This window comes from Sphingobacterium arenae (assembly GCF_014692505.1).
GTDB lineage: Bacteria > Bacteroidota > Bacteroidia > Sphingobacteriales > Sphingobacteriaceae > Sphingobacterium > Sphingobacterium arenae.
The window spans coordinates 417,981-441,351 of sequence record NZ_JACNYK010000003.1; the positions used below are offsets into that span (position 1 = coordinate 417,981).

Genomic DNA, 23,371 nt, shown 5'->3' on the forward strand with positions numbered 1-23,371 from the left:
AAAAATAGAAAAACACGCTACGTGTAAAGTACACAGCGCATTGCTTAAGAACTAAGCTAGAAAAGGATATTATAACATTACAGTCATTCTCATCTGACAAATATAAAACAATTTTTCGGCACCCTGTTTATTTTCAAAGGTAGTTTTTCATGTATTGTATCTACATGTTTTCTATTTCTTATTTGATATCCCAAAAGTAGGGTAGCAGGGTTATTTAGGTAACGATATCGTTAGTTAATTTGGGTGCAATAAGAATCATTCGCCACGCACAAAACAAAAAATCCTGAAGCGGGGAGCCTCAGGATTTTTAACTAACTAACCAATTATTAACCTAAATTATGAATTACTAAAATAACGTCAATTCGTGTGCCTTTATTATTTTTGTAATGCCTTTTTAACAAATCTTAACGAAATATAATGTTTTACGAACAATTTTTTATGTTTGTGCTATGACTGATTTATCTATCCCCGACCTTTACAAGTTTTATCGCGATCAATTGTCTTATCAAGCACTGATAAATGGTGGAGGCTATAAGAAGCACAGAAACCGGATACTGTGTGTTTTGATTCTTCCCCTAATTATTGTGTTTGTATTCGGGCTAAGAACTTATAACTATCCGATACTTGGCAGTGAAAGAATGATCAATATGATTATTTTTATTGGATTGTATATCATCTACCTTATCGGAATACAATATTATTTCAAGTTCATCGACAAAAAGAAGGGGAAATGGCTTAATTCGCAGAAAAATCCGGAGCAGCTTCCCTTTCCAGAGTTTGTCTATAAACATCGCCATCTAGCGCTTAAAGAATATCTTATGAAACATGGTGTAAGTACACCCGAACAATGGCAACACACTATTGAAGAGTTGGAAAAACACCGTAAGAAATCCTTAGAAGAAATACTATTTTTAATGGCCCTAATCGGTGGAGCACTGGGGCTGCTTAATGACGATATCAGAAATCTCTTGGTAGGAAATATTGGAGATGCGCCTCTGCAATCATGGATGTATATTTTATTCGTGTCAGCTTTGATAATTCCAGTCTATAAATTATTATTACTATTTCGTAATCAAGATACCGGGAAATGGCCTATCTATAAGCAGATGGTCAATATACTCAAGACTACCCAACCACCATCCTCGCCGATGCCGTCCAAAGATACTCCGGGATAGATTCTTCCAGCTTCCACTGAATAGACATCGGTTTCGATCCCGTATGGCTTACGTCAACATAAGAAACCGAACAAGGGGTTAAAATATCTATCTATTCGATGATTCTGAATGATAGAGAAGTAGTACTTTGATAAAACAGTGGAAATACTCCAATCTAGGAATATCCCCACTGTTTAAATAGAAACTAGAAATTTGATTTGCGCTTCTTTACTTCTTCCAAAATTTTCGAGAAAGATTTTCCCCTCTTCCGCTTTTCATGTTCCGAAGTAGAGAAGTGCCAAGCTTCTTTACGAAGTTTCAAATAGCTTTCGTAGACTTTACGGTCTAATGTATTGTTGTTTATTGCTTCCAAAACAGCACATCCCGGTTCGTCTATGTGTTTACAATCTTTAAAACGACATGATTCAGAATAATCAGAAATGTGCATTTAACACCTATTAACAAATAAACTGCGCAGTAAACCTCAATACTTACCGCCAATGGCATTTCCATGACCTATTTATCTTCGATATGGCCATTCCAACTGTCACGATTGCGCATCACCAGGACAAAGGTGCAGATGGCTGCGTGCTTTTTTGACAGATCGATGTGTAGGCTTCCCTATCCAATCCCACAAGTTGAATGGTTGTTTTGGTCTTCCGATCCTGTATAACGTTCAGTTCTATGTTCGGCACGATGATGGCAGCATTTGGATTCTCCAGGTGCTCCTGCACGTCAAACGGGATCAGCCAAATAAGTTTATACTACATATTACTATTGGTTTTATCCCGCCTTTGCGTGCTCCATGTCTATAACGGAGGTTACTGTGTCTTTAAGAGATATTGGCAACTGGCTTTAGGGCGACTTGTTCAACTGCAAAGCCCATATTTTTTAATTGCTCGAGAATCCCGCATTTTCTTTTTAAATGAGAATATCCGACCGCAATAAATATATTTTGTTTTCTCAACATATCGGGAAGAATTTTCATCCATTCCTTATTTCGCTGAGCAAGTAGGATATCCGATTCACATTCCTTTTCAAACTCATAATCTATATCAAATTTTCTATACTTATCTGCAAGTCTACAAGCGTTCAAATTTGGCTTGTCACTTGTCATTTGCTTAATCCAATAACGAATATTCTTTCGTTCCTTTCTCCAATTTGGGCTTTTATTTTCTTCGTCGATTAAAGCTAACTGTAGACTATCTGTTTCCAGTCCATAAATCTCAATTTTATGTTTTTTCGCCGTATAAATTAAATAATTGTCGAAATGTTTGAACTTATCGGTGGGTTGCGTCGTTCTACATTTAATTTTTTGAAATTCTTGTTGTAGTTTCCAACTGATTTCTAACGGCTTTAGTTTGTACAAATCAACACGCCAATCTTTCGCAATTTCTTTAAGTTTTATGAAGTCTTTTTTCTTGAGTCTCTTCTCAATTTCAAGTGATGATTTTCTGCGATCAATCATTTTTCTTGTACTGTCTATATGATCAATTGATTCAAAAACAGCAAGTTCAGCATTCAGAAGCACTTTTTTAATTTCTGGAATTGAATCTACAAAGGAGCTTCCAAATTGATGAAAAGTTCCCACAATGTATGATTCCTTATTATTTATAGTATCCGATATTTTCCATAAAATCGTATTTTGGCCAAACGCGAATTGTTGGACGACAAGAAATATTAGTAGGCATAATTTATTTTTCATTATTTCCGATGTTTTTAGCGTATAGCCAACATTTATACCAAAAATCGTGGTTCAAAGAAGTATTGGTTACTATTATGTGTCCAAGTTCAATACGCTCCGGGAACTCCCGTTCGAGCAGCGCGCTCTTTAACGCATCGATTGTCATTCGGCTAAGATAAGATATTGGTTTGTCTATTGAAACATAGAAAAGCTGAAATAACGATTAGCAGAAAATATCACGGCGCGAATTCTAGTGTAATCTTTAGATAATCAATTAATCATATAAACATGAAAACAAAACTCTTATCATTTATCGCGCTAGGTTGCATCGCGTTCGCTGCCTGTAAAAAGGATGACTCAAACCAATCCGGTATTTCTGAGGACAAAATTCTTTTGAAAAATGGCATCGAATACCCTAGAGACTCTGTCATTACCAAACTATCTCTTTATTCAAATATTCCAGTAGATAGTTTAATTTATAATGATGCAGAGAAAACCTTTTATATTCTAGGGTTCAATCTGGAAGTAGATCCAATTAAATACTTAGGCCTATAAATACGATTGGTACAACGTTTGAGCGTCCTTCGCTGCCATCTACAATAATTGGCCCCGACCAAATATGCGACGAGGGAATCTATACAATAACAAACCCTGGCACAGTATCATTGGAGAATGCTACAGGAGTAGCTAACTTGACAAGTCTTGGCAATAACTAATGGAAGGTTGAAAGAATAAATAACACCGCTGGAAACGTGTTTTTAAAGTCGGTTGTGGGGTCCAATACCTATGATAAGAATATAAGAATAGGGAATCAAGCCCCTATTTCAATAACAGGCAATAGCTTTAGTTTAGATTGGTCAAGAAGCTATGCGTGTATTCCGCTAATACTTTCCGCACAGTTAAGCTTATATTTTCAGCGGCGATTAGGTAAATTATGTACTCGGAGCGCTATCACGTGTAGCACTTCCTACCTATACATCTTCCTCGTCTCTAGAAATAGCTCGATCAGCGGACCCCGCAGACGAATCTAAAAAAGCGGATGCTGTACTACGGCAGCAAACTGATTGCAGACCAGGCACCAATTATCTCCATGACATCTGTCTATGTAACAGAGATTCACGCGAAGTTTTTTACGAACATCTTGGGTTTATTTATATCGAATTGATTAATTTTACCAAAGGCGAACAGGAACTGGCCGTTGATCTGGACAGGTGGCTGCATGTTCTGAAGAACATGTCCAAAATGGATAAGCTGCCTACCTATCTCCGTAAGCCGGTATTCGAAAAGCTCTTTGCTATTGCAGCATATACCAAGTTAAATAAGGAGGAACGCGATATGTATAATGCAAGTTTAAAGAATAAGTGGGATGCGGAGTCGATCCGCCAGACAGCCATCTTGGAGCAGAAAAAGGCGAGAAAGCAAGGCCTTGACGAGGGTCGGGAAGAAGGCCGGAAAGAAGGTCGGAAAGAAGGCGCTCTTGCTATTGCTTTAAAATTGAAAAGCATGGATATGGCTGTGGAAGATATCGTCCAAGCTACCGGTTTATCAGTTGAAGAAATAGAAGAACTAAAATAATAACAAAAAATCCTGAAGCGGGGAGCTTCAGGATTTTTAACTAACTAACCAATTATTAACCTATATAATTTTATAGTTGAATATCTCGACGTATGGATTTCCGCTTATCCCCAACAATTCACAAAAGGCGGGTTCGGTTTTTCTACCCCTTCTTTTCAGATCTCTTATTTTCTCGATGAATTTTTCATCTTTTGACTTGATAATTTGATGCTCCTTAACCATATGTAGATATCCTGTCTGTTTCTCTGTCTCCGTAGTTGAAGCATAGATCTCCAGAGGAAGGTTTTCGATTTCGAAGTTGCAAACCAGATTTTTGTCAGTATGTCTTATGGCGAACTTTGTATGCGTTGCAAACAGTCGGATCAATAGCTTTTCCAACGACTCAAAATTTTCTGTTTGTAAGATAATATCCAGATCACTTCTTTCAATATCAATATTGATAGGAATCGTTCCAACAACAAGGGGGCGGTAGCCCTTCAGTTTTTCGAGAATTTGATATTTCGTTATGACGTCGTAGGCGCTACGTTGTCTTGCATTCCCTCTTTGTAAATAGCTTATATCTTTAAAATCAATCTCCATTTATTTTATTTACAGTTGTACTGCGTGTATCCGCTAATACCTGGTCGTAGTTAATCCTAGATTTTCAGCGGCGATTAGATAAATTATCTACGCCGAGCCTCAGCAGATTAAGATTTTAACATCCCGTTCTGTGACGGCGCTGGTTAGGCCTTGCTTGCTTCTTTGATTATCTCTTCAATAAAATCAAAGTGAGCTAGTTCGCGTTTAATTTTATACGGGTTGATTGTTTTATCTACTCGATAAAGTACATGTTCCCTAATCTTGCTCTCTGAAAATATCGAGCAGATAATAACATATTTATCCGTCAAATCGATTTTGGAAAGTAGATCGTTTACATCGAAATGGTCCCCTCCACTGGACAATATCAGTATATCTGCTTTTGCGGCGGATAATTCCATTGTTTCTTCTGTTATCTCAGTCAAACGCTTGTCTTTCGAGAATACCTCGATCAATTCTTTCTTGTCGTCACAAAAGGTCTGCCATAAAAAATAACTGTATTTCTCTTTTATAGGTAGAGGTCTTCGTATAGACTTTATTTTTTTAGCTCTAGAGAGCAGATACTCGTGTGCGCTAGCGACAGATGCAAACATCGGCTCATTCATCGCCTCTACCAGCAATGATTCATCAATTGGATAATTTTCTGGTAAAAAAGTAGCAGCAGATCTGATCATCTCTTCCTTTTTCTCAGGGCAAGTTTCACGACTACTAACGTTCCTTTCTTCTTTTAGGTTTAATTCGGTGCCCTTCCAGTACCGTATAATTCGTTGAATAAATTCTTGCATATATTTCGGCTTATTTGTACGCTGGTGCAGTAAAGTTAAGATGTAAATGTTGCAATTTCAACTATTAATTCCCATTTCAGGGGCAACTTCATCCGCTCGGATTGTTGGCAGATCAAGATTTCGTTGTTGTGTTCTATGATTAATTTTTCGGATATCCTTATTTCAGCCGTTTAATCGCTTTATTCTCCAACAGCGACCTCATCTGCGTAATAGCCACTTTATTCAGTTCAATAAGCCGCTCACTTTGCAACAACCCTTGTTGGATTAGTAATGCATTGATACTTTCTAAGTTGCTTAGGACGACGAGCTGTTCTAGGGTAGCATGAATGATCCCGCACATTCCCTTTTTTATCTGTATTCCTTTCTCGCCATTCTTTAGCTGTAATGCCAAAAAGAGCTACATTAAGTATATCCGCTTCGGTAGCATAGACAAATCCAGCCTGTTGTTTTGTGATTTCCTTTGGTATCAAGTTTTCTTTGATAGCATCGGTATGGATGTGATAATTGACTTTAGCCAATGTCCGTTGTAGATTCCAGTCTAGTTTTAATCGGTCGTTTTCCTCGTCTTTAAGGCGTTGGAACTCTTTGATGACATACAATTTAAACTCGATGGAAATCCATGCTGCGAATTCTAGGGCAATATCCTTGTGAGCAAATGTTCCTCCGTATCTACCAGATTTTGAAACTATGCCTATGGCATTTGTGCTTTCAATCCATCGTTTAGGAGTCATCACAAAGCTATTCAATCCGGCTTGTTTTCTAAACCCCTCGAATTCGAGGGGTTTAAAATCTGTATTGTAAATCGTTTCCCAAAAACCCAACAACTCAATGGTATTACGATTTCTCATCCAATTTTGAATGATAGAGTCCGTATGTAAAGCGTCTTTATGTCTTGCGATATCAGTAAGAGAAATGAAATTTTCATCATTGTTTTGATACAATAGTATATCAACTATCAGCCAACCAAACTCAGGAAGAAAGACTTCTGCCCAATTACGCCGCGGCATCGAAATATTTCTAGTTTTATATCCTTCCGGGACACGTCCAAGAGGCGAGGAGTGGAGCTGCCATAAAAAAAATCCTGAAGCGGGGAGCCTCAGGATTTTTAACTAACTAACCAATTATAAACCTAAATTATGAAGTACAAATATAACGACAATTGCGTGCATTTCGTTTCTTGTAAGTGTATATTTAACACATATTAACAAGAACCTCATTATATATGTAGTATCTCCTTTACTATCGGCCCATCCGTCTCTGCCCAGTTATAACTTCGTGATACTATCGCTCGTCGTCCAGTGGTATAGATGGTGTGGTTTCCCTGATATAGATCAGTGCATCAAAACTTGCTCGCGGCAAAACCGGCAACGGTGTAGGGTCACCCTGCCAATTAGCATAGAGATTAGTGATCATATACTGTTTATCCTTCCAGGGGTTACACCGATTATTCATATTTATAAAAAATGCAGGATATTTAACTTCCCCTAAAGCAGCTGCCGTGGCGTTCGCTTGGCCGGAGAAAGGATAGCTTTTTAGTTTTCCATTTTCGAGTACGTGGTAAGTTCCTTTATATGTATCTGTCAATATCAGGTAGTATTGATCATTATATCGACTCGCCAGATGATATCCCATGGTTCGATATGCTGCCATGGTTGTGTCTTTCGCCAGATGGATATTATGTCCCCATAAAATAGCTTTCTCAGTCAATACATCATATTGCCTATTAAAATTGTCTGCCATCAAGCTATCTCTTGCCAGAGGATTAGACCAGTAACTTTCGCTGTCAAACCCCATTATCCGAACCATATCTTCATCCGGAAGAGACGAATTGAATCTGTATATCCACTGAAATAGTTCATAAAGCTCGGCCGAATTATATAGACCGTAGGCGAGGAGCTCCTTGCGGATATCACCATTGCCTGTACGGACAAACCTATCCAATAACATAGCCACTTCTTCATCCATTTCAAACGCAAGTACTTTGAAGCCAATGCTAGATATAAGGTGTTTAGAAATGCGGCTCTTTATGTTAAAGAATTCTTCGGTTCCGTGAGATGCTTCTCCGAGTCCTACCAAACACTTACAGCTTACCAATTCATCTAAAAACCGGAAATCATTTACCTGATCGGATGTATCGTCTTGTAAATCAATTGCGTTTTTGTTTACCCATTGAGCCATCGAATCTTGCGCACGGATATTATCCGTGAGACAGCAGTAGAGGACAGCTAATAAGATTTTGGTATAAAGTTTAAAGCGTTCAGTCATCTGTTTATCTTGTGGTACTAGTATAAAGATGATTAGAAGGGGAGTTTTCCATAAATTGATAGTTCAGTTTTCGCGCATGTTAGAATGGAATGGTTGTTAATTATTGTCGATAAAATATTGTTTGCGGCCCAGTTCAGCCATACGTTGCTTGAGCTGTTCAGTGATTGTATTGGTTTTTTGTCATATAATATATTTCTTAAATATTTTTGATTCTTTTAATGACTCCATCTCTTCGGTATTTGGACAATCATTTATGTTTAGGAATGATTTAAAGTCTTGCGTGTTATCGCAAAAGATGATGTCAAAAGTTAGGCGATTATTTCCGTACAATCCCCTATGAATCATATTAGCTGAAAAAACGAGTAAATCGCCTCGGTCCATTTGTATAATTTTACCGCGTTGTAAATTATCACTCGGTTTTCTTCCGTTCAAAGAAAGCCTCGTTTCGAATTCTTCATCTGTATCCCATTCCTTATGAGTAGAAGGAATTAATTCTATCCCTAATTCCCGTCTTAATGGAATTCTAAAATGAACAATATTTTCTGTTTTGATTTTTTGCTTCTGCTCGTTGATAGACCTTCCCGTATATTGGATATCCCGATGCCAATAATTATGCTGATTTTGATTAAAAGGTTCAAAAAATAATTGCGTGTTTAAAAATAATGCTTCATCCGGAAAAATTTCACCGACAATTTTTTCAATATTTCTTTTTGAGATAAATTTAAAAATGAAAAGTCTTTCTTCCTCATTTATATAGCTGCTCGAGGTAATGCTGTGACTATTTATGAGCCCATTTTTGTAATCCTTTTGATTATTACTTAACCATATGTTGTGAAATTTTTCTAATATATATTCTAATTTGAGCAATTCATTTTCTTTAAAGAAGTTTTTGAAGACAACATATCCTTGTGTAGCATAAATATTTGAAGTCATTATTTTCATGTTTTAGCAACAGTGATATCAATATTAATCTTAAAATATCATTTTTCAAAATTTTTCGAGTCGTCGTGATTGTGCATTATTGCTTAATAAAGCGAGAAGCCTTGCACTAGAATCGCCAGTAGCTGATGAGCCGGCTTAGTGTTTTACAGTGTTACGGATTAAACCGTCTTTTTTATGGTATTCATTCCTCCCATCCCGGACCATTCTTCCGTTTTAGATAATCCTTCATGACCTCATTGTATCGCTCCGCTCCAGAAGAAAAAACACCTACGTAGATCAATGTATAAGCCAACCAAACTCAGGAAGAAAGACTTCTGCCCAATTATGCAGTGGCATCGAAATCTTTTTAGTTTTATATCCTTCTGGGAAAGAGGCGAGGAGCGGAGCTGCCATAAAAAAAATTCTGAAGCGGGGAGCCTCAGGATTTTTTAAGGATTTGCACTAGGATACATAAATGATGTATCACTTAATCTTTTGATTATTCGTTTACCCCTATTATCTTGATACAAAAAAGAAACACCCCCGCTTGTTCCATAGAGGTCAATTTTGTTGAGCAATTCTATATCCAATCCAAGCCACATCGCATTAAATATACTTAGTGTATCGCCATGAGATACGATGATTATATTTTCTTCCTCATTAGTGATGATCTCTTCATAGAACGGTAGTAATCTTTTCCAAACATCATATCTCGATTCCGCATCAGCGAAGCACTTATCATAAACCATCAATTCTTCTTGTTCTATATTGTCCTTGAGCCATTGTACAGATTTGCCGATAGCTGCTCCAAGCCCTCGTTCTTTTAGCGATGCTGTTAATTTAGGAAACAGCCCTAATTTTTTTCCTACAATTTCAGCTGTTTGTACCCCTCTCTTCAGAGTAGAAGAATAGATAACGAAGTTTTCATGGTGAATCGTTTGCTTCAAATGACTAGAAATATTTTCCGCTAAGCGCTTCCCTTTTTCAGAAAGTTCCCAATCTGTCCATGAACCAACCATTCCATTGGTATGATGCACAGATTCGGGATGTTGAATAGTTATAATATTTTTTCTTTTTATAGCTGTCGTGTTTGATTGCATTTTCTACTCATGTTTTAAACGATGAATCACAATGTAGTGAATTTTATGTTTATGTTTGTGTATTTATTAACAAACGTTGAACGATGGACATTAAAGAACTAGATCTTTCTAATATTGACAGTACTATTCGAGAAAAAATTATAGCATTATATAGGCAGCTAAGTCCCGGTAAAAAATATCAGGATCTTTCTCAAGTCTTGCGGGTGGACAATGGCGTTTATCTGATAGGAGGTTTTCAAGACGGGAATCTAGTTGGTATTGCGTCAATGGCTGTCTACTGTGTTATATCCGGACATAAAGGCTGGATAGAAGATGTTGTCGTTGATAATGCATATCGAGGTAAAGGAATCGGTAGGAAATTGATAGAACATCTGCTCGACTATTCTAGTAAAATGAATTTGACGGAAGTGCTTTTATTTACCGAAAGCCACCGTACTGCTGCACGCAAACTTTATGAAAATCTTGGTTTTAGAATAAAGGATAGTTCTATCTATGTATTGAAGCATTAATACATAGTTTGCAGGAGTTCCTGCTATTATAGCAAACAAAGAAAGCCTGCATTTGCAGGCTTTGCTAACTAAACTAAACGTCGGGAGGTATCACATGCTACCCCCACTAAACAAAAGTCTTCTATGGATAAGTCGTTTCCACCTTGCTTACTTTCCAGCCGTCCTTTCCCTGGTTCAGCGTGATGTAGTCTACGCGGGTGAAATTGTCGAATGCTATCGTTGCTTTGGCTACGCATACCTTTCCGTCCTGCGATAGTATCTCGTAGCTGCTCTTGCAGTCATATTTGTTACCCTTGTTGGCCTTCAGGTATTTGATGTATTCCTTTTTGCCCGCGCTGTCATTATTGTTCACGTTGCTGTACTGGAAATCATCTGCGAAAAGAAACTTGTTCAGGTCGATGCTACCCACGGTAACAGCATCCATATAGGAACCAATTACGATGTCCGATTCTACATTTTTCAGAGGATTGGCTTTTTCCGAAGCAAAGGAGCTTAGGGATGTTACCATGATCAATGCTGCTGGGATAGTTCTCCATGTCGTTTTCAATGTCGTTCTCATATCTGTAGTTTTTAATGTGTTATGTATAATATTTTTTCTATTTCTTATTTGATATCTCAAAGGTATTGCGAGATGAAGATTTACCGAATAACGATTAGACCAAGCTCCGGCATTTCTCGGTAATTGCATTAAAAAAATCGGTGAACGTTGTTTTAAAAATAGTCAGCAGCCGTTTTTAAACGTTTATAAACGACTATAAGCGTTTGTTTACCGGCTTTTAGAGGTGCTACTGCCTAAGTTTGCTTCGCAATTATCAGAATTATGTACATCAAAATTTACTTATTATGAAGCAACAGGCAACACCTGTATTTATCGATCCGACGACCGACTTCGGTTTTAAGCGTATATTCGGAACCGAGACGAACAAGGATCTATTGATCTCCTTTCTCAACGAGCTGTTCCGGGGGCGGAAGCTTATCGAGAACCTCTATTACAACAAGAATGAACACGTAGGTGACACCGAAGAAGTCGGTACGGTCATTTTTGACCTGACGTGCACGGCAAGCGACGGTGAACAGTTCATTATCGAGGTACAGCGGACCCCGCAGACGAATCTAAAAAAACGTATGCTTTACTACGGCAGCAAACTGATTGCAGACCAGGCGCCCAAAGGTAACCGGCGTGGATGGGGCTATACGATCAGCGAGGTTTATGTGATTGTGCTAATGGATGGCTTTCCCATGCCTGATGGCAACAGTAGCACGGAATATCTCCATGACATCTGTCTGTGCAACAGAGATTCCGGCGAAGTTTTTTACGACCATCTTGGGTTTATTTACATAGAATTGGTTAATTTTACCAAAGGCGAACAGGAACTGACGGTTGATCTGGACAGGTGGCTGCATGTTTTGAAAAACATGTCCAAAATGGATAAGCTGCCGACCTATCTCCGTAAGCCAGTTTTTGAGAAGCTGTTCGCCATTGCGGCATATACTAAGTTAAATAAGGAGGAACGCGATATGTACAATGCAAGTTTAAAGAATAAGTGGGATGCGGAGTCGATCCGCCAGACGGCTATTTTAGAACAGGAAAAGGCGAGAGCAAAGGGCCTTGAAGAAGGTCGGAAAGAAGGCGCTCTTGCTATTGCTCTAAAACTGAAAAACATGGATATGGCTGTGGAAGATATCGTCCAAGCTACCGGTTTATCGGCTGAAGAAATAGAAGAACTAAAATAATAACAAAAAAATCCTGAAGCGGGGAGCTTCAGGATTTTTACTAACTAACCAATTATTAACCTAAATTATGAATTACTGAAATACTATCAATTCCTATGCCTTCTTATTTTTGTAAAGCCCTTTTAACAAATTTTAACGAAATATAATTCTAACAGTATAATGCAGTATTTCATTGTGAATAAATATCTCCGCTGTTGTAAGTATGCTCGCATATTTATATTAATCGTTATCTTTATTTTTTTGTATAATATGGTATCCGTAATCACTTCTATAGCAGTTATCGCACTTGGATTGATGGCAAAATATGCCAGTCAAGACGGTTGGTTACCTTTACGTAAGTACTGGAGTTATATTTTTATAGGTGGGCTGATTAGCCTGGTCATAGATATTTATCGGTACTTAAAATCATAAGTTAAAGCGTAACGGAAGAGCCAGACTACCCCACCACCATCTTCGCCGATGCCGTCCAAAGGTACTCCGGAATAGGTTCCTCCAGCTTCCACTGAATAGACATCGGTTTCGATCCCGTATGGCTTACGTAGTGAGCAGGGCCTATAAACACATAACCTTGCGTAAAACCGTCCGCATCGTGGATAGCTTCCCTTACAAAAAGAAGAATTTTTTTCCCAGTTTCATTTTGCGTGATGTAAGACAAACCTTTTTCCGAATAATCAGCCGTTTGATTTTGCGACTGCCAGTGGAACAACAGCTCATTGATGGCGTAGTCATCATATAACGTGGTAGGAGAGAAGTCCTCCTCACTTTTCTTCAGATTGATAAATAATGCTTCTGTGTTTAGCGCTTTATTCAACGCTACGCCTTCTCGATTCGAACTTTTCTTGCCCAGTGTACTTAGGCGCATCGCGACCAATATCTGTTCCCTAGTATAACATGCGTGGATCTGCAACGGGGAAGCATATCCCAAGTCCACACAGGGAATCTCTTCAAATCCAATCTTATCAATTTTCACTTCCAGAAAATCTTTCATCTCAGCCACCAAGTCTTTATTCAAGCCGATGGTTTTTATCGACTCTTCCAAAGTCATTTCATGAGTAGCCGTCTGACAAAAATCATAGTGTAGCATAAGCGCCATCAAGCGATTTTCCTCTGTGGGTGCAAGCTGGGTTAAATCAAAATCAACATCGATCAAAGCGAGGAGAAACCGGAAGTAACTAAGCGATTCCGTCACAATCCATTTTTTCGTTAACATCGCCTTATAACGATCCAGATTTGCACTATCCAAACCAGTACCAAAAGCCTCCGCACGAAGCGTGGAGAATAGGTGGTGTTTATAAATGTGCTTGAGCTCCAGATTATAAAACTTTAAGAAGTTTGCCAATGTAAATGGCTTGTCCGTATGATTGCGAAATCCCTGGATTCGCGCTATAAGCTGTCGTTTACCTAACTGGGTAGCTTTCCTGATATTATCGAGGATATACTCTTTCGCCTTTTTCTCCAACACTATCGAACAACCTAATGGAAGGTGCGGAAAATCCCGCTCAATTTCCGATAAGACCGTTGTATTTGTTTTTCCTATCAGCGCTCTAAACTTGTTTTCGAAATCATACTCATCCCGCGCATTCCCTACGAAATCCAATACGGTCAATATATCTTTGTTATCATGGAGACGAAGACCGCGACCGAGCTGTTGCAGAAATATGGTCAAACTCTCGGTTGGCCTTAGAAATAATACCGTATCGATCTCCGGAATATCTATACCTTCGTTTACGATATCTACCACAAACAAATAATGGATATCTTTTCGTCGGAGTGCATTTAATACATCCGTTCGTCTATTTGCATTCTCAGCAATCAGATAGTCCGCTTGCAACCCCGCGTCGTTAAACTTACGCGCCATAAACTTTGCATGATCCTGGCTTACGCAGAATCCAACAGCACAAACGTCGCGGTAATCTTTCGAGTATGTCACGAGGTTTTCGATAATATTAGCCACACGCGTATCGTTCGACGTATAGATATTACTCAGCTGCTCCGTATCATATCGGCCATTTCTCCAGGCAACGCTGCTGTAGTCCACATTATCCGAGATACCAAAATATTGAAATGGACACAGTAATTTGTTATTCAGCGCATCCGGCAATCTAATCTCCGCTGCGATGCGGTGGTTAAAGTCAGGCAAAATACTCTTGCCGTCCATACGCTCAGGCGTAGCGGTCAAACCTAAAAGCACCTTTGGTTTAAAATATTCCGTGACCTTTTTGTACGTACTAGCCTCGGCGTGATGTACTTCATCAATAACGATATAATCATAATAGTCAGCAGGGCAGAAGGAAGCAAAATCCAATTTGCTCAACGTCTGAATAGTCGCGAATACATTGTTTTTGCTTCTAGGCTCATGCCCATCACCGTAAAGTTCACCAAAGTTCGTATCCTTCAATACATTACGAAAGGTATGCAGCGACTGTCTTAAAATCTCAATACGGTGCGCTACGAACAGCAGTTTGGCTTTTGGATTCTTTTTAAGAAAATTCTTAAAATCAAATGCAGAGATCATCGTCTTTCCCGTACCTGTCGCGGCCACTACGAGGTTGCGGTAGGAGCCATGCACATCCCTTTCCACCTTCAGTTTTTCTAGAATTTCCGCTTGGTAATGGTACGGTTTTATATCAAAAAACTGAACGATTTCATCTGTACTTTTTCCCAGTTTATTTTGTTTCAATGCTTCGTCCAGTCGGATAAGTTTCTCCGGTGTATATAGTTCAAACTCTGCATTGTTCCAGTACGACTCAAACGTTTTCTGAAACTTATCAATAATATGCGGTATCTCCGCTGTTGTTACCTTCACGTTCCATTCTAGTCCATCTGTCAAAGCCGAGCGTGAAAAGTTGGACGAACCAATATATCCCGTGTGGAATCCGGTGTTACGATAAAAAAGATAAGCTTTTGCATGCAAGCGCTCATTTGCCGTGTTGTATGATACCTTTATCGTTGTGTTTTTAAGTTTTGAAAGCTCTTCAATGGCTTTTGCATCCGTGGCACCCATGTAGGTGGTCGTGATCACGCGGAGCACACCTCCACGGTTGGTAAATTCCTCCAATGCATCTTTCAGGATTACGATCGCTTTCCATTTGATAAAAGAAACCAATAGATCCACCCGGTCGGCAGATCGGATTTCCTTTTTAAGCTCGCCATCTAGGGAAAGACCGACATTCCCGCCCGTGAATAATTCGCTTTGTGTAAGGCGAGATAATGGTGTAATTTCTTTCAGATGTAAACTGATGTCGGTATAATCTGAGTGCAATTGATCTAATACACCCTGTAAGATACACCCTTCTGCATTAAGCAAATCCTCTTCAAAGTTATATTGACTAATCTGTTGTGTCAGGTATCTCAGCAGGTTATTCGATATCTCTATTTGTTTGGTAACCAATAGATCTTTCTTCTCCACTTTAATAGCTTTTAAAGCATTGGAAATGGCCTTATTCAAATGTGCACTTAAATAAAAGACTGCTTCTTCGCTATCCAGCTTTTTATCGTCCGCAATAAAATATTGCTTGCGGTCCAGTTCAGCCAGACGCAACTTAATCTGTTCAGTGATTAAGCTTTCGTATATTCCTAACTCCATAATTGCATGAGTTCATTCATAATAGGCACATCCGCTTCTGCCCAGTCGTAATTTTGTAATTCGTTTTTATCAACCCAGATGGCCTGCGCATGCTCGGCAATAGCCAGCGAACCGCCTGTCCATTTGCAAAGAAAAGGGTAGAGGCGGAGCGAAAATTCAGGGTAGTGGTGGACCACCGGAGTGAGCGTCGATTCTATTTCAATCTCCAAGCCTAGCTCTTCGTGGATTTCTCTTTCCAAGCAATTTTCTTTGCTTTCTCCAATTTCAACTTTGCCGCCAGGGAATTCCCATTTCAGTGGAAGTTTCATCTGCTTGGAGCGTTGGCATATTAAGATTTTTTTATCGTTTTCTATGATGGCACAGGTTACGTGAAGCATAATGCATTAAATATAGTAAAATTTGGTGTGGATATTATGTGTCGATTTGATGGGTTGGGTAAAACTCTTGTGAAATTGGAAAATGATGATATCCGTACTCTTTGTACCCGATATTGTCACTGACTTCGTTTTAAACGGTCTAAGGAAAAGAATATAAAGCTTTCTAGATTGAATTCTGAAAGCTTTTGAAACGATACCGTAACCTACCGTTCGATTATCTTTACTCTGTATTTGTTTCCGACCCAATTTAGCTCTAATATAATGATTTCGAAATTTCTTTTTTCAAAGTTGAATTGCCACCGTTGTCCTGCCAATATTTTAGAGAATTTAATTTCAGGACGATTTGGCAAATTGATGACTCCAGAGGCATCCCTATCTATACTAATACTATTTATCCCAATTGATGTTCCTGTAAGATTGTCAACAAAAGCATGCCCGATGTCGATCAAGTCGCTTTCAATAATGTATTTAGTGTTTATGGAGTTTCCTATATTTTGGTAAGATGTATCTTTGTCCACTATAGATTTCTTTAAAGTAGCAATTTTTTCTTCGTAATATTTTGTAGTTCCTGGTATCGATTGGAGAATTTCTGTCTGAGCTTTGATTTCGTTTCTTAAATTATCGTTTTCATATTCCAAAAGATTTATACGTTCGCGTTGGGTTTGAATTATTATATTTAAATTTTCTTTTTCGGCATTATGTCGTCTTTCTTTGTTTTCGTGTAATATGAAATATGCTGAAGCATATGCCGCCACAAGTATTGTAAGCGTATATGCTATTATGGATTTTGTGGGATTATTTTCGAACCAATTACTCATCTTATCAACTTATCTGTTTTCTACTATATTTATTCTCTAATTTCAATAATAACCTTTCCCGTCTACACAATGTCTCACACCGCCCAATGGATCTTCCATATCGCCTATGTATCTTGGTATCACATGGCAATGAAAGTGAAAAACCGTTTGACCAGCGGGCTCACCGCAGTTCATGCCTATGTTGAAGCCATCCGGATGATGATTTTCTTCGATAAGTTCTTTTGCTAGAAAAATGGCTGTATCCAAATCGGCCCTTTCATCAATAGATAGTTCAAAGTAATCTTTGCGCAGCACCTTTGATATTATTAGGATATGACCAGGCGATACCGGATAGCCATCATAAATGAGGAAGAAATGCGCTGTCTGCCCTATATGCCTGTCTGCCGGAATTTCGAAAAAGTTATGGATGCTCATCGTTTAGATCAATATAAAAACTCAAACCCATTATTAGAAGCGATGGTCACCAACGGATTGATCACATCGTAAAATTTCTCCTTGGATAGTCCATACCGTAAATCCGTGCCTATATAAAAGTAGTCTTCTAAGAGTTTTTCATTCGGTTTGTCTAACAAATAGGTTTGCAGCGCCAGTTCCTGCATATTATAAAATGCATCAAAGTATTTTTCCAGTGGAGGGAGCTTATTGCTTTTACTCACGTTGAAGGTATTATCTGAGGGGATCAAATTCCAGATCTGGTCGTGCGATACAAAACTGTAAGGTACAAAGTGCTCCACATGATAGCGCCCTTTGTATAATTCCTTGCCGGTATAGATGCAATAGAGCGGACGATTCTTATCGATGACATAATCCCAAAACTTCCGCTGTTTTACCAACGAATTTCGCATGGCGGGTTTTATTAGCTTATTGGGGATATCCGGCACGTTGGGGTTTCTTGCCTGCAAGAATAGTGAAAGGTTCCAGTAAACGAAGTCCCGAATGATGCGTATATGCTTTGTTAAGTAATTAAACCAATCATCTGGTATGATAATCCGGTCTTTATGGAGCTGGTAGATCGGCTGGTTTTCCCCACTCTGGGAAAGCTGATAGATTTCTCTCTTGCCTTTTCCCGGATACCAAGGGCTCAGGAACCAATGCGGTACTTGATTGTCAAAGTGACGCAAAAGCTTCAGCGTATCCCGGTTTTCTGATTGTACTAATCGATTTTGTATTTGTGTTCTTTGTTCATCTATTGTTATGCCTTCGATATCCTTGAGTTGCCGCACGGTGCTCTGTATCAGGTCCTGCTGTCCGAAGGACACCTGGAAATAATTAACCGTATACCACGCGTTCGATAGCATGCTGGCAAAGAGCTGCTTTTTCTCCACCTCACGCTGTTGCTGCTGTACAGCATCCAGTATAGCTAACAACCAATAGAATTTATAGGTAGCCGAGGTACTGTTGAAGCACGCGGCTAGGTGGTGGATGGGAAGTTGTGAATTTGATGGAAAGATGTTCATTAGACGAATTTAAAAAGAATGTGGATACAATAACAAATCAACATCTTTATTTTAAACATATGGTATTCACCTCTTTCATTGGTTTTGACGCTATGTACTTTTGGTCTACTATTAGCTTAAGGCGTGAAGCATAGTACTGTAATAGTTGCAGGCACCCCAATTCTTTTTACATCCAATTACATAGAATCGTTTTTTTGCTCTGGTCAATGCTACATTAAGCATATTAGGTTTTTTTGATGCCCAATTCCTTGCACCCGATGATTTAGGGTCACTACCGAGAACTAGAAATACGATGTCAGCCTCTTTTCCTTGAAATTTATGGATAGTGCCACAAGATATTTTTCTATCATGTTTGAAAGCTGTATCACAATACGAGGCAACAGATTTAAATGGCGAGATGATATAAATATCTCCGTCATATTTTCCGTTTCTTAACTCTGCTATTTTTTGAGTTAATAACGAGATTTCTTCCTTGATGACATGCTTATTTATTAGTGTTACAGTATCTGAATTTACGTTAAACCAAGTTGAATCTCCTATAAATACTTCCTCTGAATTGTCCTTTACCGCTTTTACCATTTGGTCACTATAGGCTATTTCGTTAGCGATTGAAAACATTGGGTCATCGCAACGTCTATGAGTTCGTAAAGGAAAACCGGTCCAAATTTTTTCTTGCATATCGCCGACGGCCATATACGTTCCTGAAAAAGAAATTCTATCTGATAATTGTTGTACGGAAGTTTTATAAGGAGACCAATCGACAGAAACTCGGTGCTCGCTTCTTAGTTTTGTAACTAACTTCTCAGGTATAGTAACAACGGGTTCAACTTGCAATGGATCACCCACTATCACACATCTTTTTGATCGATAAATTATTCCTACAGCAGATTGTGGAGTAGCTTGACCAGCTTCATCAATCAACAACCATCCAATTTGTTGCATTTTTAAATTGGGAAAAAGTCTACTTGCCGAAGCCAAAGTGGTAGAAACTACAGGAACACAAAGAAAAAATACATCCCATAAATTTTGAGATATACCCGAGTCAACTTTAATCCAGCCAGCTGTCATTTCAAAATACGCATTTAAGTTGTTTCTTATTTTTTTAGCATTTGCTAAAATGACACTTCGGTGTAATTGTAGGGCAGTCAAAAAGATATCGCTTCTGAGTTTGGCTATTTTCGGAGAGTGATAAGGATTCAATAAATGAATGTTTGATACATCTTTTTCACAGAAACACATATTGAACAAATTACGATCGCTTATTCCGTACTCTTGTATTAGAACATTTTCTAAATTTTTATAATTGTTGAAAAATGACTCCAATTGTGATAATGCGATCGTGTGTTCACTTTTTATGGATACTAAAGACTCATTTTTATTTTCGTTTGCTTGTAGGCTTTTTTTCAAATCCTCTACTTCCGATAGCTTATTGGAAAGGTTTTTGAAAATTTTTGTAGCTTCAGAATCCCACTTTTTGAAACTGTTAGTATTAAATAGTTTTTGGAAAAAGAAAAAAGAGGGCTTACGTTGTACATGTAGTTTTGAGACAATTTGTAGTCCTTCGACTTCTTTTTTTGTGTCAAGTTCCTTGTTTTGTATAGATAGTTTTTCTTTCTCTAGTTTTAATAGGTCATTGTCTATCCTTGTCAGTTCAGCTTTTAAGCTTTTCTCCTGCTTTTTGTTTTCGATAAATGTAGGTAACTGGTTATGAAAAGAGCTTGCTCTGGCTATAAAGAATTCAAAATCCTTCAATAACGTTTTGAATTGGTTATTTAAATTATTGAATGATTTTCGGTGGATGTTTGTAGAATCATTATTTTCATCTTTATACACGTCGTACAATAAATCTTCAAATCCAATAAAATCTCGTTCATCTTTTTTTGATTTCCAGAAAGCTTTCTTGAACTTACTGCGATTCTTTGCTTTACCCAAAGCAGCCGCTAATACACCCCAACTTTCATCATCTATAAGTTTAGAAGAACATTCGGAAAAGTATTCGGCATCAGGAAAATGTTCTGCATCTATTTTTCTTTTAAGAGGGAGTTCTTTACTTATGTTTTCCACAGCCGCATTGTTATTGCTGGCGACAACTATACCAAAATTATTTTGAAGTGAAGAGTGAAGGTTGTAAGTATATAAATCGTAGCCTTCTTCTTTTTCAATCTTTTTGTACCCTTTTTGAAATATTCCATCACAGCCTAATCCTGAAATGACTTTGGCTCTCTCTACTATGATCTCAGCAATCACGTCCAATAATAATGTTGTTTTTCCAGTGCCTGGAGGCCCATTCACACCTTGTATACCTTCCTGATTTCTTAAATTTGAAAAGATAGTGTTCAACGCTCCAGCTTGTGCGGCATATAGACCATGCTCAACGTTTGATGGCCAACGTCCAGCCGTCATCTGAATTGGATTGATTGCGTCAAAAAGACTTTGCTTATCTTTAATAATGTCCTTCCTAGTTTTTACGTTCGGCTCTAATTGGAGGTATCGCTGAAGTGACGTGCTAAGGTTTTTTTCTTTTTTAGTAGACAAATGATTGAGATCATTCAAATAAAAGCTATTCATAAAGCTTGGATTGGGCTCACTGTCTTTAGGTACTTCTTCAACTAATAGAAATGTCCTGATTTCTTTTTTGCTCCAAGGAGTGAGTGTTTTTAGGTAGGCTATTTCTTTATTTAAATGATTGAAGTTTACGATATCCCCCTTGCCAGAAATCTTGTCATCATCATCATTGTCGTAATTTTGGAAAATGTTATATCTCTCATAGAACGCTGCCATAGCTTTATCCAATTCGACAGAGACAGATGCGAGACTTTTCTTTTTCTCTAATGCATTTATACCGAAAATGTAACTTGCAATTATATAACTATCTTGTTGATACCGACCTTCTTCATCTAAAATAAGAGCAGAGAAACAGCTGAAACCTTGTAGAGTTTCTTCCCAATCATTTGGTGCGTCCGCTTTAAGCAAAGTGTTTAGATAGTCTATTATGTGTTTTTTCTCGGTTTTACCAAAAAGTATGGTATAGCGCCATTTATAATTCTTTTTGGGCTCTTTTACTTTCTGTTCCCAAGGCAAAGGAACACTTAAATCGATGAGTACAGCGTCTTTATTTAAGTCTGGGAGGTCGAATATTTCAATATCTCTCCAAAATCTTATTATATCCTGTTTTTCCAATTTTCTAATTCTTATTATTGTTTAGCTATATCAAAATTTCGTGTTTTGTCGCAGGTTCATATAACTTAAGTTCTTTTGAGCGTTTTAGTAATGTACGAGCACTAGAGGTATTTTTTTTGTTTAAGCATCTGAATTCGCATCCTTCGATTTCTCTATCGCCGATTCCAATTCCTCAATGGTAGGCATATCGCTTTTGAGCTTCTTCGGCAGTTGATAATCCGCTACGCCCAGAGGGGAATTTATCCCTTTGAGTGAGTATTTGATTACCGTTTCATTTGGTGTTTTGCATAGCAATACACCGATAGTGGGATTATCCCGTTCACTTTTTATCTGCTCGTCTATGGCATTGACGTAGAAATTGAGTTTTCCGGCATATTCAGGTTTGAAATCCCCAATTTTGAGCTCAAATACCACAAAGCTATGCAGATGGAAATTGTAGAATAGCAAGTCCAGATAGAAGTCCTCGTTACCAACCTGTAGATGATATTGGTTACCAACATAAGCAAAGCCCTTTCCCAGTTCCAACATGAGTTTTCGGATCTCTTTGATCAAAGCTTTCTCCAGTTCAAGCTCCTTTATATCTTCCGCTATACCCATGATATCGAATACGTATGGGTTCTTTAGCATTTGCTTGGCGAGATCGGATTGCGATTTTGGGAGTGTATGTTCAAAGTTGGTGATCGCCTGCCCTTGACGTTTGTGGAGGCGGCTTTCTATTTGGAATACCATCACGTCTCTTGTCCAACTATTTTCTATGGTTTTTTGGATGTAGAAAAATCTCGTTTCCTTGTCCTTAACTTTATCCAATAGAGTAATGTGATGATACCAACTTAATTGTGCAAGCTTGCCTTGCACAATTGGAGAACTATCTTTTTTAATTTGTGCAAGCCCCTCTTGCACAAAGTTATCTTTCTGATTATCTGTGTTTTCTAATTGTTCAACCGCCGGTTGCACAATTGCTTTTTCAGATTTTGAAAGGTCTTCATGCAAAAAATCAGGATAGGCATCTGCGAATGCCCGCATATACTTTAGGTTACGAATAGAAAACCCCTTACTATCCGGGAATTCACTTCTTAGGTCCTTAGAAAGTTGGTCAATAACCTTTGCCCCCCATCCAGCTTCCTTGATCTTAGTAGAGATATCATTTCCCATAGACCAGTACAACACGAGCATCTCCGTATTGAGGGATAATGCAGCACGGTGCTGAGCCTGCCGAATTTTCGTTTTTAGCTCGGTCAGTAATTCTATATAGGGTTTATCTGTTTCCATCTTTTACTTATTTCTTTGGGACTCACTTTAAACAAATAGTCTCTGCTTATCTATCTTTTGTCTGTTATACTTGTTAGCTATACTCTAATCTTAAATTTATCTAAATCTTTAAATAGGAATACATTACCGAATAAGCCCATACCAATTATTTTGGTTTCTCCATCCCAAGTTGGATACTACGGTTCGATTTGTGCCAGTCATTTCGGTCAGATGATGCCAGCTGTTACGGTTCAAAAGATGCCATTTTAGTTTGATTGTACGTCTTCAAACTAAATTAGACACATTAGGATGGAACCTTAAGGAGACTTTCGAGTTATAAATTTATTAATTTTTGTTGATTATACAATTGTCTTCTTTTATTCAGAGAATCGATTTTTACCT

At 38.2% G+C, this 23,371-nt stretch carries 21 protein-coding genes; 5 read left to right on the forward strand and 16 right to left on the reverse strand.

What is annotated here, in order from left to right; genetic code table 11:
* Positions 1 to 449 precede the first annotated feature (449 nt).
* A complete protein-coding gene (locus H8B17_RS14080; protein WP_190309850.1) occupies positions 450 to 1,175 on the forward strand; it encodes a hypothetical protein in 726 nt (241 codons plus the stop codon).
* A 539-nt stretch (positions 1,176 to 1,714) separates the two neighbouring features.
* Here the strand turns inward: H8B17_RS14080 and H8B17_RS14090 are convergent.
* Positions 1,715 to 1,888: a hypothetical protein gene (locus H8B17_RS14090; RefSeq protein WP_190309851.1), complete on the reverse strand. Its 174-nt coding sequence runs from the start codon at positions 1,886 to 1,888 to the stop codon at positions 1,715 to 1,717.
* A gap of 98 nt (positions 1,889 to 1,986) precedes the next feature.
* Entirely contained in the window at positions 1,987 to 2,859 is an 873-nt protein-coding gene (locus tag H8B17_RS14095; protein ID WP_190309852.1) for a TraB/GumN family protein, read from the reverse strand.
* A 267-nt stretch (positions 2,860 to 3,126) separates the two neighbouring features.
* Here H8B17_RS14095 and H8B17_RS14100 point away from each other — a divergent pair, with 267 nt between their 5' ends.
* Positions 3,127 to 3,393 (forward strand): hypothetical protein, encoded by a 267-nt coding sequence (locus H8B17_RS14100; RefSeq protein ID WP_190309853.1) that lies wholly within the window; start codon positions 3,127 to 3,129, stop codon positions 3,391 to 3,393.
* Between the two features lie 441 nt (positions 3,394 to 3,834).
* Positions 3,835 to 4,413 carry an Rpn family recombination-promoting nuclease/putative transposase gene (locus tag H8B17_RS14105; RefSeq protein WP_190309895.1) on the forward strand — a complete coding sequence of 193 codons (579 nt, stop codon included), beginning with the start codon at positions 3,835 to 3,837 and terminating at the stop codon, positions 4,411 to 4,413.
* Positions 4,414 to 4,473: 60 nt separating this feature from the next.
* Here H8B17_RS14105 and H8B17_RS14110 read toward each other — a convergent pair whose 3' ends face one another.
* The 6 genes from H8B17_RS14110 to H8B17_RS14135 form a co-directional block, all read right to left on the reverse strand.
* Positions 4,474 to 4,992: a DUF4269 domain-containing protein gene (locus tag H8B17_RS14110; RefSeq protein ID WP_190309854.1), complete on the reverse strand. Its 519-nt coding sequence runs from the start codon at positions 4,990 to 4,992 to the stop codon at positions 4,474 to 4,476.
* Between the two features lie 143 nt (positions 4,993 to 5,135).
* Positions 5,136 to 5,774 (reverse strand): hypothetical protein, encoded by a 639-nt coding sequence (locus tag H8B17_RS14115; protein WP_190309855.1) that lies wholly within the window; start codon positions 5,772 to 5,774, stop codon positions 5,136 to 5,138.
* A 239-nt stretch (positions 5,775 to 6,013) separates the two neighbouring features.
* Positions 6,014 to 6,781, reverse strand: coding sequence for a KilA-N domain-containing protein (locus H8B17_RS14120; protein ID WP_223816573.1), 768 nt, complete (start codon positions 6,779 to 6,781; stop codon positions 6,014 to 6,016).
* 274 nt (positions 6,782 to 7,055) lie between these two features.
* Positions 7,056 to 8,039 (reverse strand): erythromycin esterase family protein, encoded by a 984-nt coding sequence (locus tag H8B17_RS14125; protein WP_190309856.1) that lies wholly within the window; start codon positions 8,037 to 8,039, stop codon positions 7,056 to 7,058.
* Positions 8,040 to 8,219: 180 nt separating this feature from the next.
* On the reverse strand, positions 8,220 to 8,972 hold the full coding sequence (locus H8B17_RS14130) for a phytanoyl-CoA dioxygenase family protein (protein WP_190309857.1): 753 nt from the start codon (positions 8,970 to 8,972) through the stop codon (positions 8,220 to 8,222).
* 437 nt (positions 8,973 to 9,409) lie between these two features.
* The gene (locus H8B17_RS14135) at positions 9,410 to 10,060 is read right to left on the reverse strand and encodes a histidine phosphatase family protein (protein ID WP_190309858.1); all 651 of its coding nucleotides are present in this window, start codon (positions 10,058 to 10,060) and stop codon (positions 9,410 to 9,412) included.
* An 83-nt stretch (positions 10,061 to 10,143) separates the two neighbouring features.
* Here H8B17_RS14135 and H8B17_RS14140 point away from each other — a divergent pair, with 83 nt between their 5' ends.
* On the forward strand, positions 10,144 to 10,569 hold the full coding sequence (locus H8B17_RS14140; RefSeq protein ID WP_190309859.1) for a GNAT family N-acetyltransferase: 426 nt from the start codon (positions 10,144 to 10,146) through the stop codon (positions 10,567 to 10,569).
* A 121-nt stretch (positions 10,570 to 10,690) separates the two neighbouring features.
* Here the strand turns inward: H8B17_RS14140 and H8B17_RS14145 are convergent, their stop codons facing one another.
* The gene (locus H8B17_RS14145; RefSeq protein ID WP_223816574.1) at positions 10,691 to 11,128 is read right to left on the reverse strand and encodes a nuclear transport factor 2 family protein; all 438 of its coding nucleotides are present in this window, start codon (positions 11,126 to 11,128) and stop codon (positions 10,691 to 10,693) included.
* Between the two features lie 284 nt (positions 11,129 to 11,412).
* Here H8B17_RS14145 and H8B17_RS14150 point away from each other — a divergent pair, with 284 nt between their 5' ends.
* Positions 11,413 to 12,303 (forward strand): Rpn family recombination-promoting nuclease/putative transposase, encoded by an 891-nt coding sequence (locus H8B17_RS14150; RefSeq protein ID WP_190309860.1) that lies wholly within the window; start codon positions 11,413 to 11,415, stop codon positions 12,301 to 12,303.
* A 436-nt stretch (positions 12,304 to 12,739) separates the two neighbouring features.
* On the opposite strand, the gene H8B17_RS14155 is transcribed toward H8B17_RS14150, so the two are convergent.
* The 7 genes from H8B17_RS14155 to H8B17_RS14185 all read right to left on the reverse strand — a co-directional run bounded on the left by H8B17_RS14155 (position 12,740) and on the right by H8B17_RS14185 (position 22,990).
* On the reverse strand, positions 12,740 to 15,889 hold the full coding sequence (locus tag H8B17_RS14155) for a DUF3427 domain-containing protein (protein WP_190309861.1): 3,150 nt from the start codon (positions 15,887 to 15,889) through the stop codon (positions 12,740 to 12,742).
* Complete coding sequence (locus H8B17_RS14160; RefSeq protein ID WP_190309862.1) at positions 15,880 to 16,266, reverse strand: (deoxy)nucleoside triphosphate pyrophosphohydrolase; 387 nt, start codon at positions 16,264 to 16,266, stop codon at positions 15,880 to 15,882. Before H8B17_RS14160 ends, H8B17_RS14155 begins: the two co-directional genes overlap by 10 nt.
* A gap of 203 nt (positions 16,267 to 16,469) precedes the next feature.
* Entirely contained in the window at positions 16,470 to 17,084 is a 615-nt protein-coding gene (locus tag H8B17_RS14165; RefSeq protein WP_190309863.1) for a hypothetical protein, read from the reverse strand.
* A gap of 42 nt (positions 17,085 to 17,126) precedes the next feature.
* Entirely contained in the window at positions 17,127 to 17,498 is a 372-nt protein-coding gene (locus H8B17_RS14170) for an HIT family protein (RefSeq protein ID WP_190309864.1), read from the reverse strand.
* An 8-nt stretch (positions 17,499 to 17,506) separates the two neighbouring features.
* On the reverse strand, positions 17,507 to 18,541 hold the full coding sequence (locus tag H8B17_RS14175; protein ID WP_190309865.1) for an HNH endonuclease domain-containing protein: 1,035 nt from the start codon (positions 18,539 to 18,541) through the stop codon (positions 17,507 to 17,509).
* 111 nt (positions 18,542 to 18,652) lie between these two features.
* Positions 18,653 to 21,721 (reverse strand): DEAD/DEAH box helicase, encoded by a 3,069-nt coding sequence (locus tag H8B17_RS14180; RefSeq protein WP_190309866.1) that lies wholly within the window; start codon positions 21,719 to 21,721, stop codon positions 18,653 to 18,655.
* A 120-nt stretch (positions 21,722 to 21,841) separates the two neighbouring features.
* Positions 21,842 to 22,990 carry a PDDEXK nuclease domain-containing protein gene (locus H8B17_RS14185; RefSeq protein WP_190309867.1) on the reverse strand — a complete coding sequence of 383 codons (1,149 nt, stop codon included), beginning with the start codon at positions 22,988 to 22,990 and terminating at the stop codon, positions 21,842 to 21,844.
* Positions 22,991 to 23,371 lie beyond the last annotated feature (381 nt).

Bases quoted from the DNA above. Each gene is read 5' to 3' on its own strand.
- H8B17_RS14165 (WP_190309863.1), bottom strand. From the start codon at position 17,084: ATGAGTAATTGGTTCGAAAATAATCCCACAAAATCCATAATAGCATAT.
- H8B17_RS14170 (WP_190309864.1), bottom strand. From the start codon at position 17,498: ATGAGCATCCATAACTTTTTCGAAATTCCGGCAGACAGGCATATAGGG.
- H8B17_RS14185 (WP_190309867.1), bottom strand. From the start codon at position 22,990: ATGGAAACAGATAAACCCTATATAGAATTACTGACCGAGCTAAAAACG.
- H8B17_RS14100 (WP_190309853.1), top strand. From the start codon at position 3,127: ATGAAAACAAAACTCTTATCATTTATCGCGCTAGGTTGCATCGCGTTC.
- H8B17_RS14175 (WP_190309865.1), bottom strand. From the start codon at position 18,541: ATGAACATCTTTCCATCAAATTCACAACTTCCCATCCACCACCTAGCC.
- H8B17_RS14080 (WP_190309850.1), top strand. From the start codon at position 450: ATGACTGATTTATCTATCCCCGACCTTTACAAGTTTTATCGCGATCAA.
- H8B17_RS14125 (WP_190309856.1), bottom strand. From the start codon at position 8,039: ATGACTGAACGCTTTAAACTTTATACCAAAATCTTATTAGCTGTCCTC.
- H8B17_RS14110 (WP_190309854.1), bottom strand. From the start codon at position 4,992: ATGGAGATTGATTTTAAAGATATAAGCTATTTACAAAGAGGGAATGCA.
- H8B17_RS14095 (WP_190309852.1), bottom strand. From the start codon at position 2,859: ATGAAAAATAAATTATGCCTACTAATATTTCTTGTCGTCCAACAATTC.
- H8B17_RS14150 (WP_190309860.1), top strand. From the start codon at position 11,413: ATGAAGCAACAGGCAACACCTGTATTTATCGATCCGACGACCGACTTC.
- H8B17_RS14120 (WP_223816573.1), bottom strand. From the start codon at position 6,781: ATGCCGCGGCGTAATTGGGCAGAAGTCTTTCTTCCTGAGTTTGGTTGG.
- H8B17_RS14145 (WP_223816574.1), bottom strand. From the start codon at position 11,128: ATGAGAACGACATTGAAAACGACATGGAGAACTATCCCAGCAGCATTG.
- H8B17_RS14160 (WP_190309862.1), bottom strand. From the start codon at position 16,266: ATGCTTCACGTAACCTGTGCCATCATAGAAAACGATAAAAAAATCTTA.
- H8B17_RS14135 (WP_190309858.1), bottom strand. From the start codon at position 10,060: ATGCAATCAAACACGACAGCTATAAAAAGAAAAAATATTATAACTATT.
- H8B17_RS14140 (WP_190309859.1), top strand. From the start codon at position 10,144: ATGGACATTAAAGAACTAGATCTTTCTAATATTGACAGTACTATTCGA.
- H8B17_RS14130 (WP_190309857.1), bottom strand. From the start codon at position 8,972: ATGACTTCAAATATTTATGCTACACAAGGATATGTTGTCTTCAAAAAC.
- H8B17_RS14155 (WP_190309861.1), bottom strand. From the start codon at position 15,889: ATGGAGTTAGGAATATACGAAAGCTTAATCACTGAACAGATTAAGTTG.
- H8B17_RS14115 (WP_190309855.1), bottom strand. From the start codon at position 5,774: ATGCAAGAATTTATTCAACGAATTATACGGTACTGGAAGGGCACCGAA.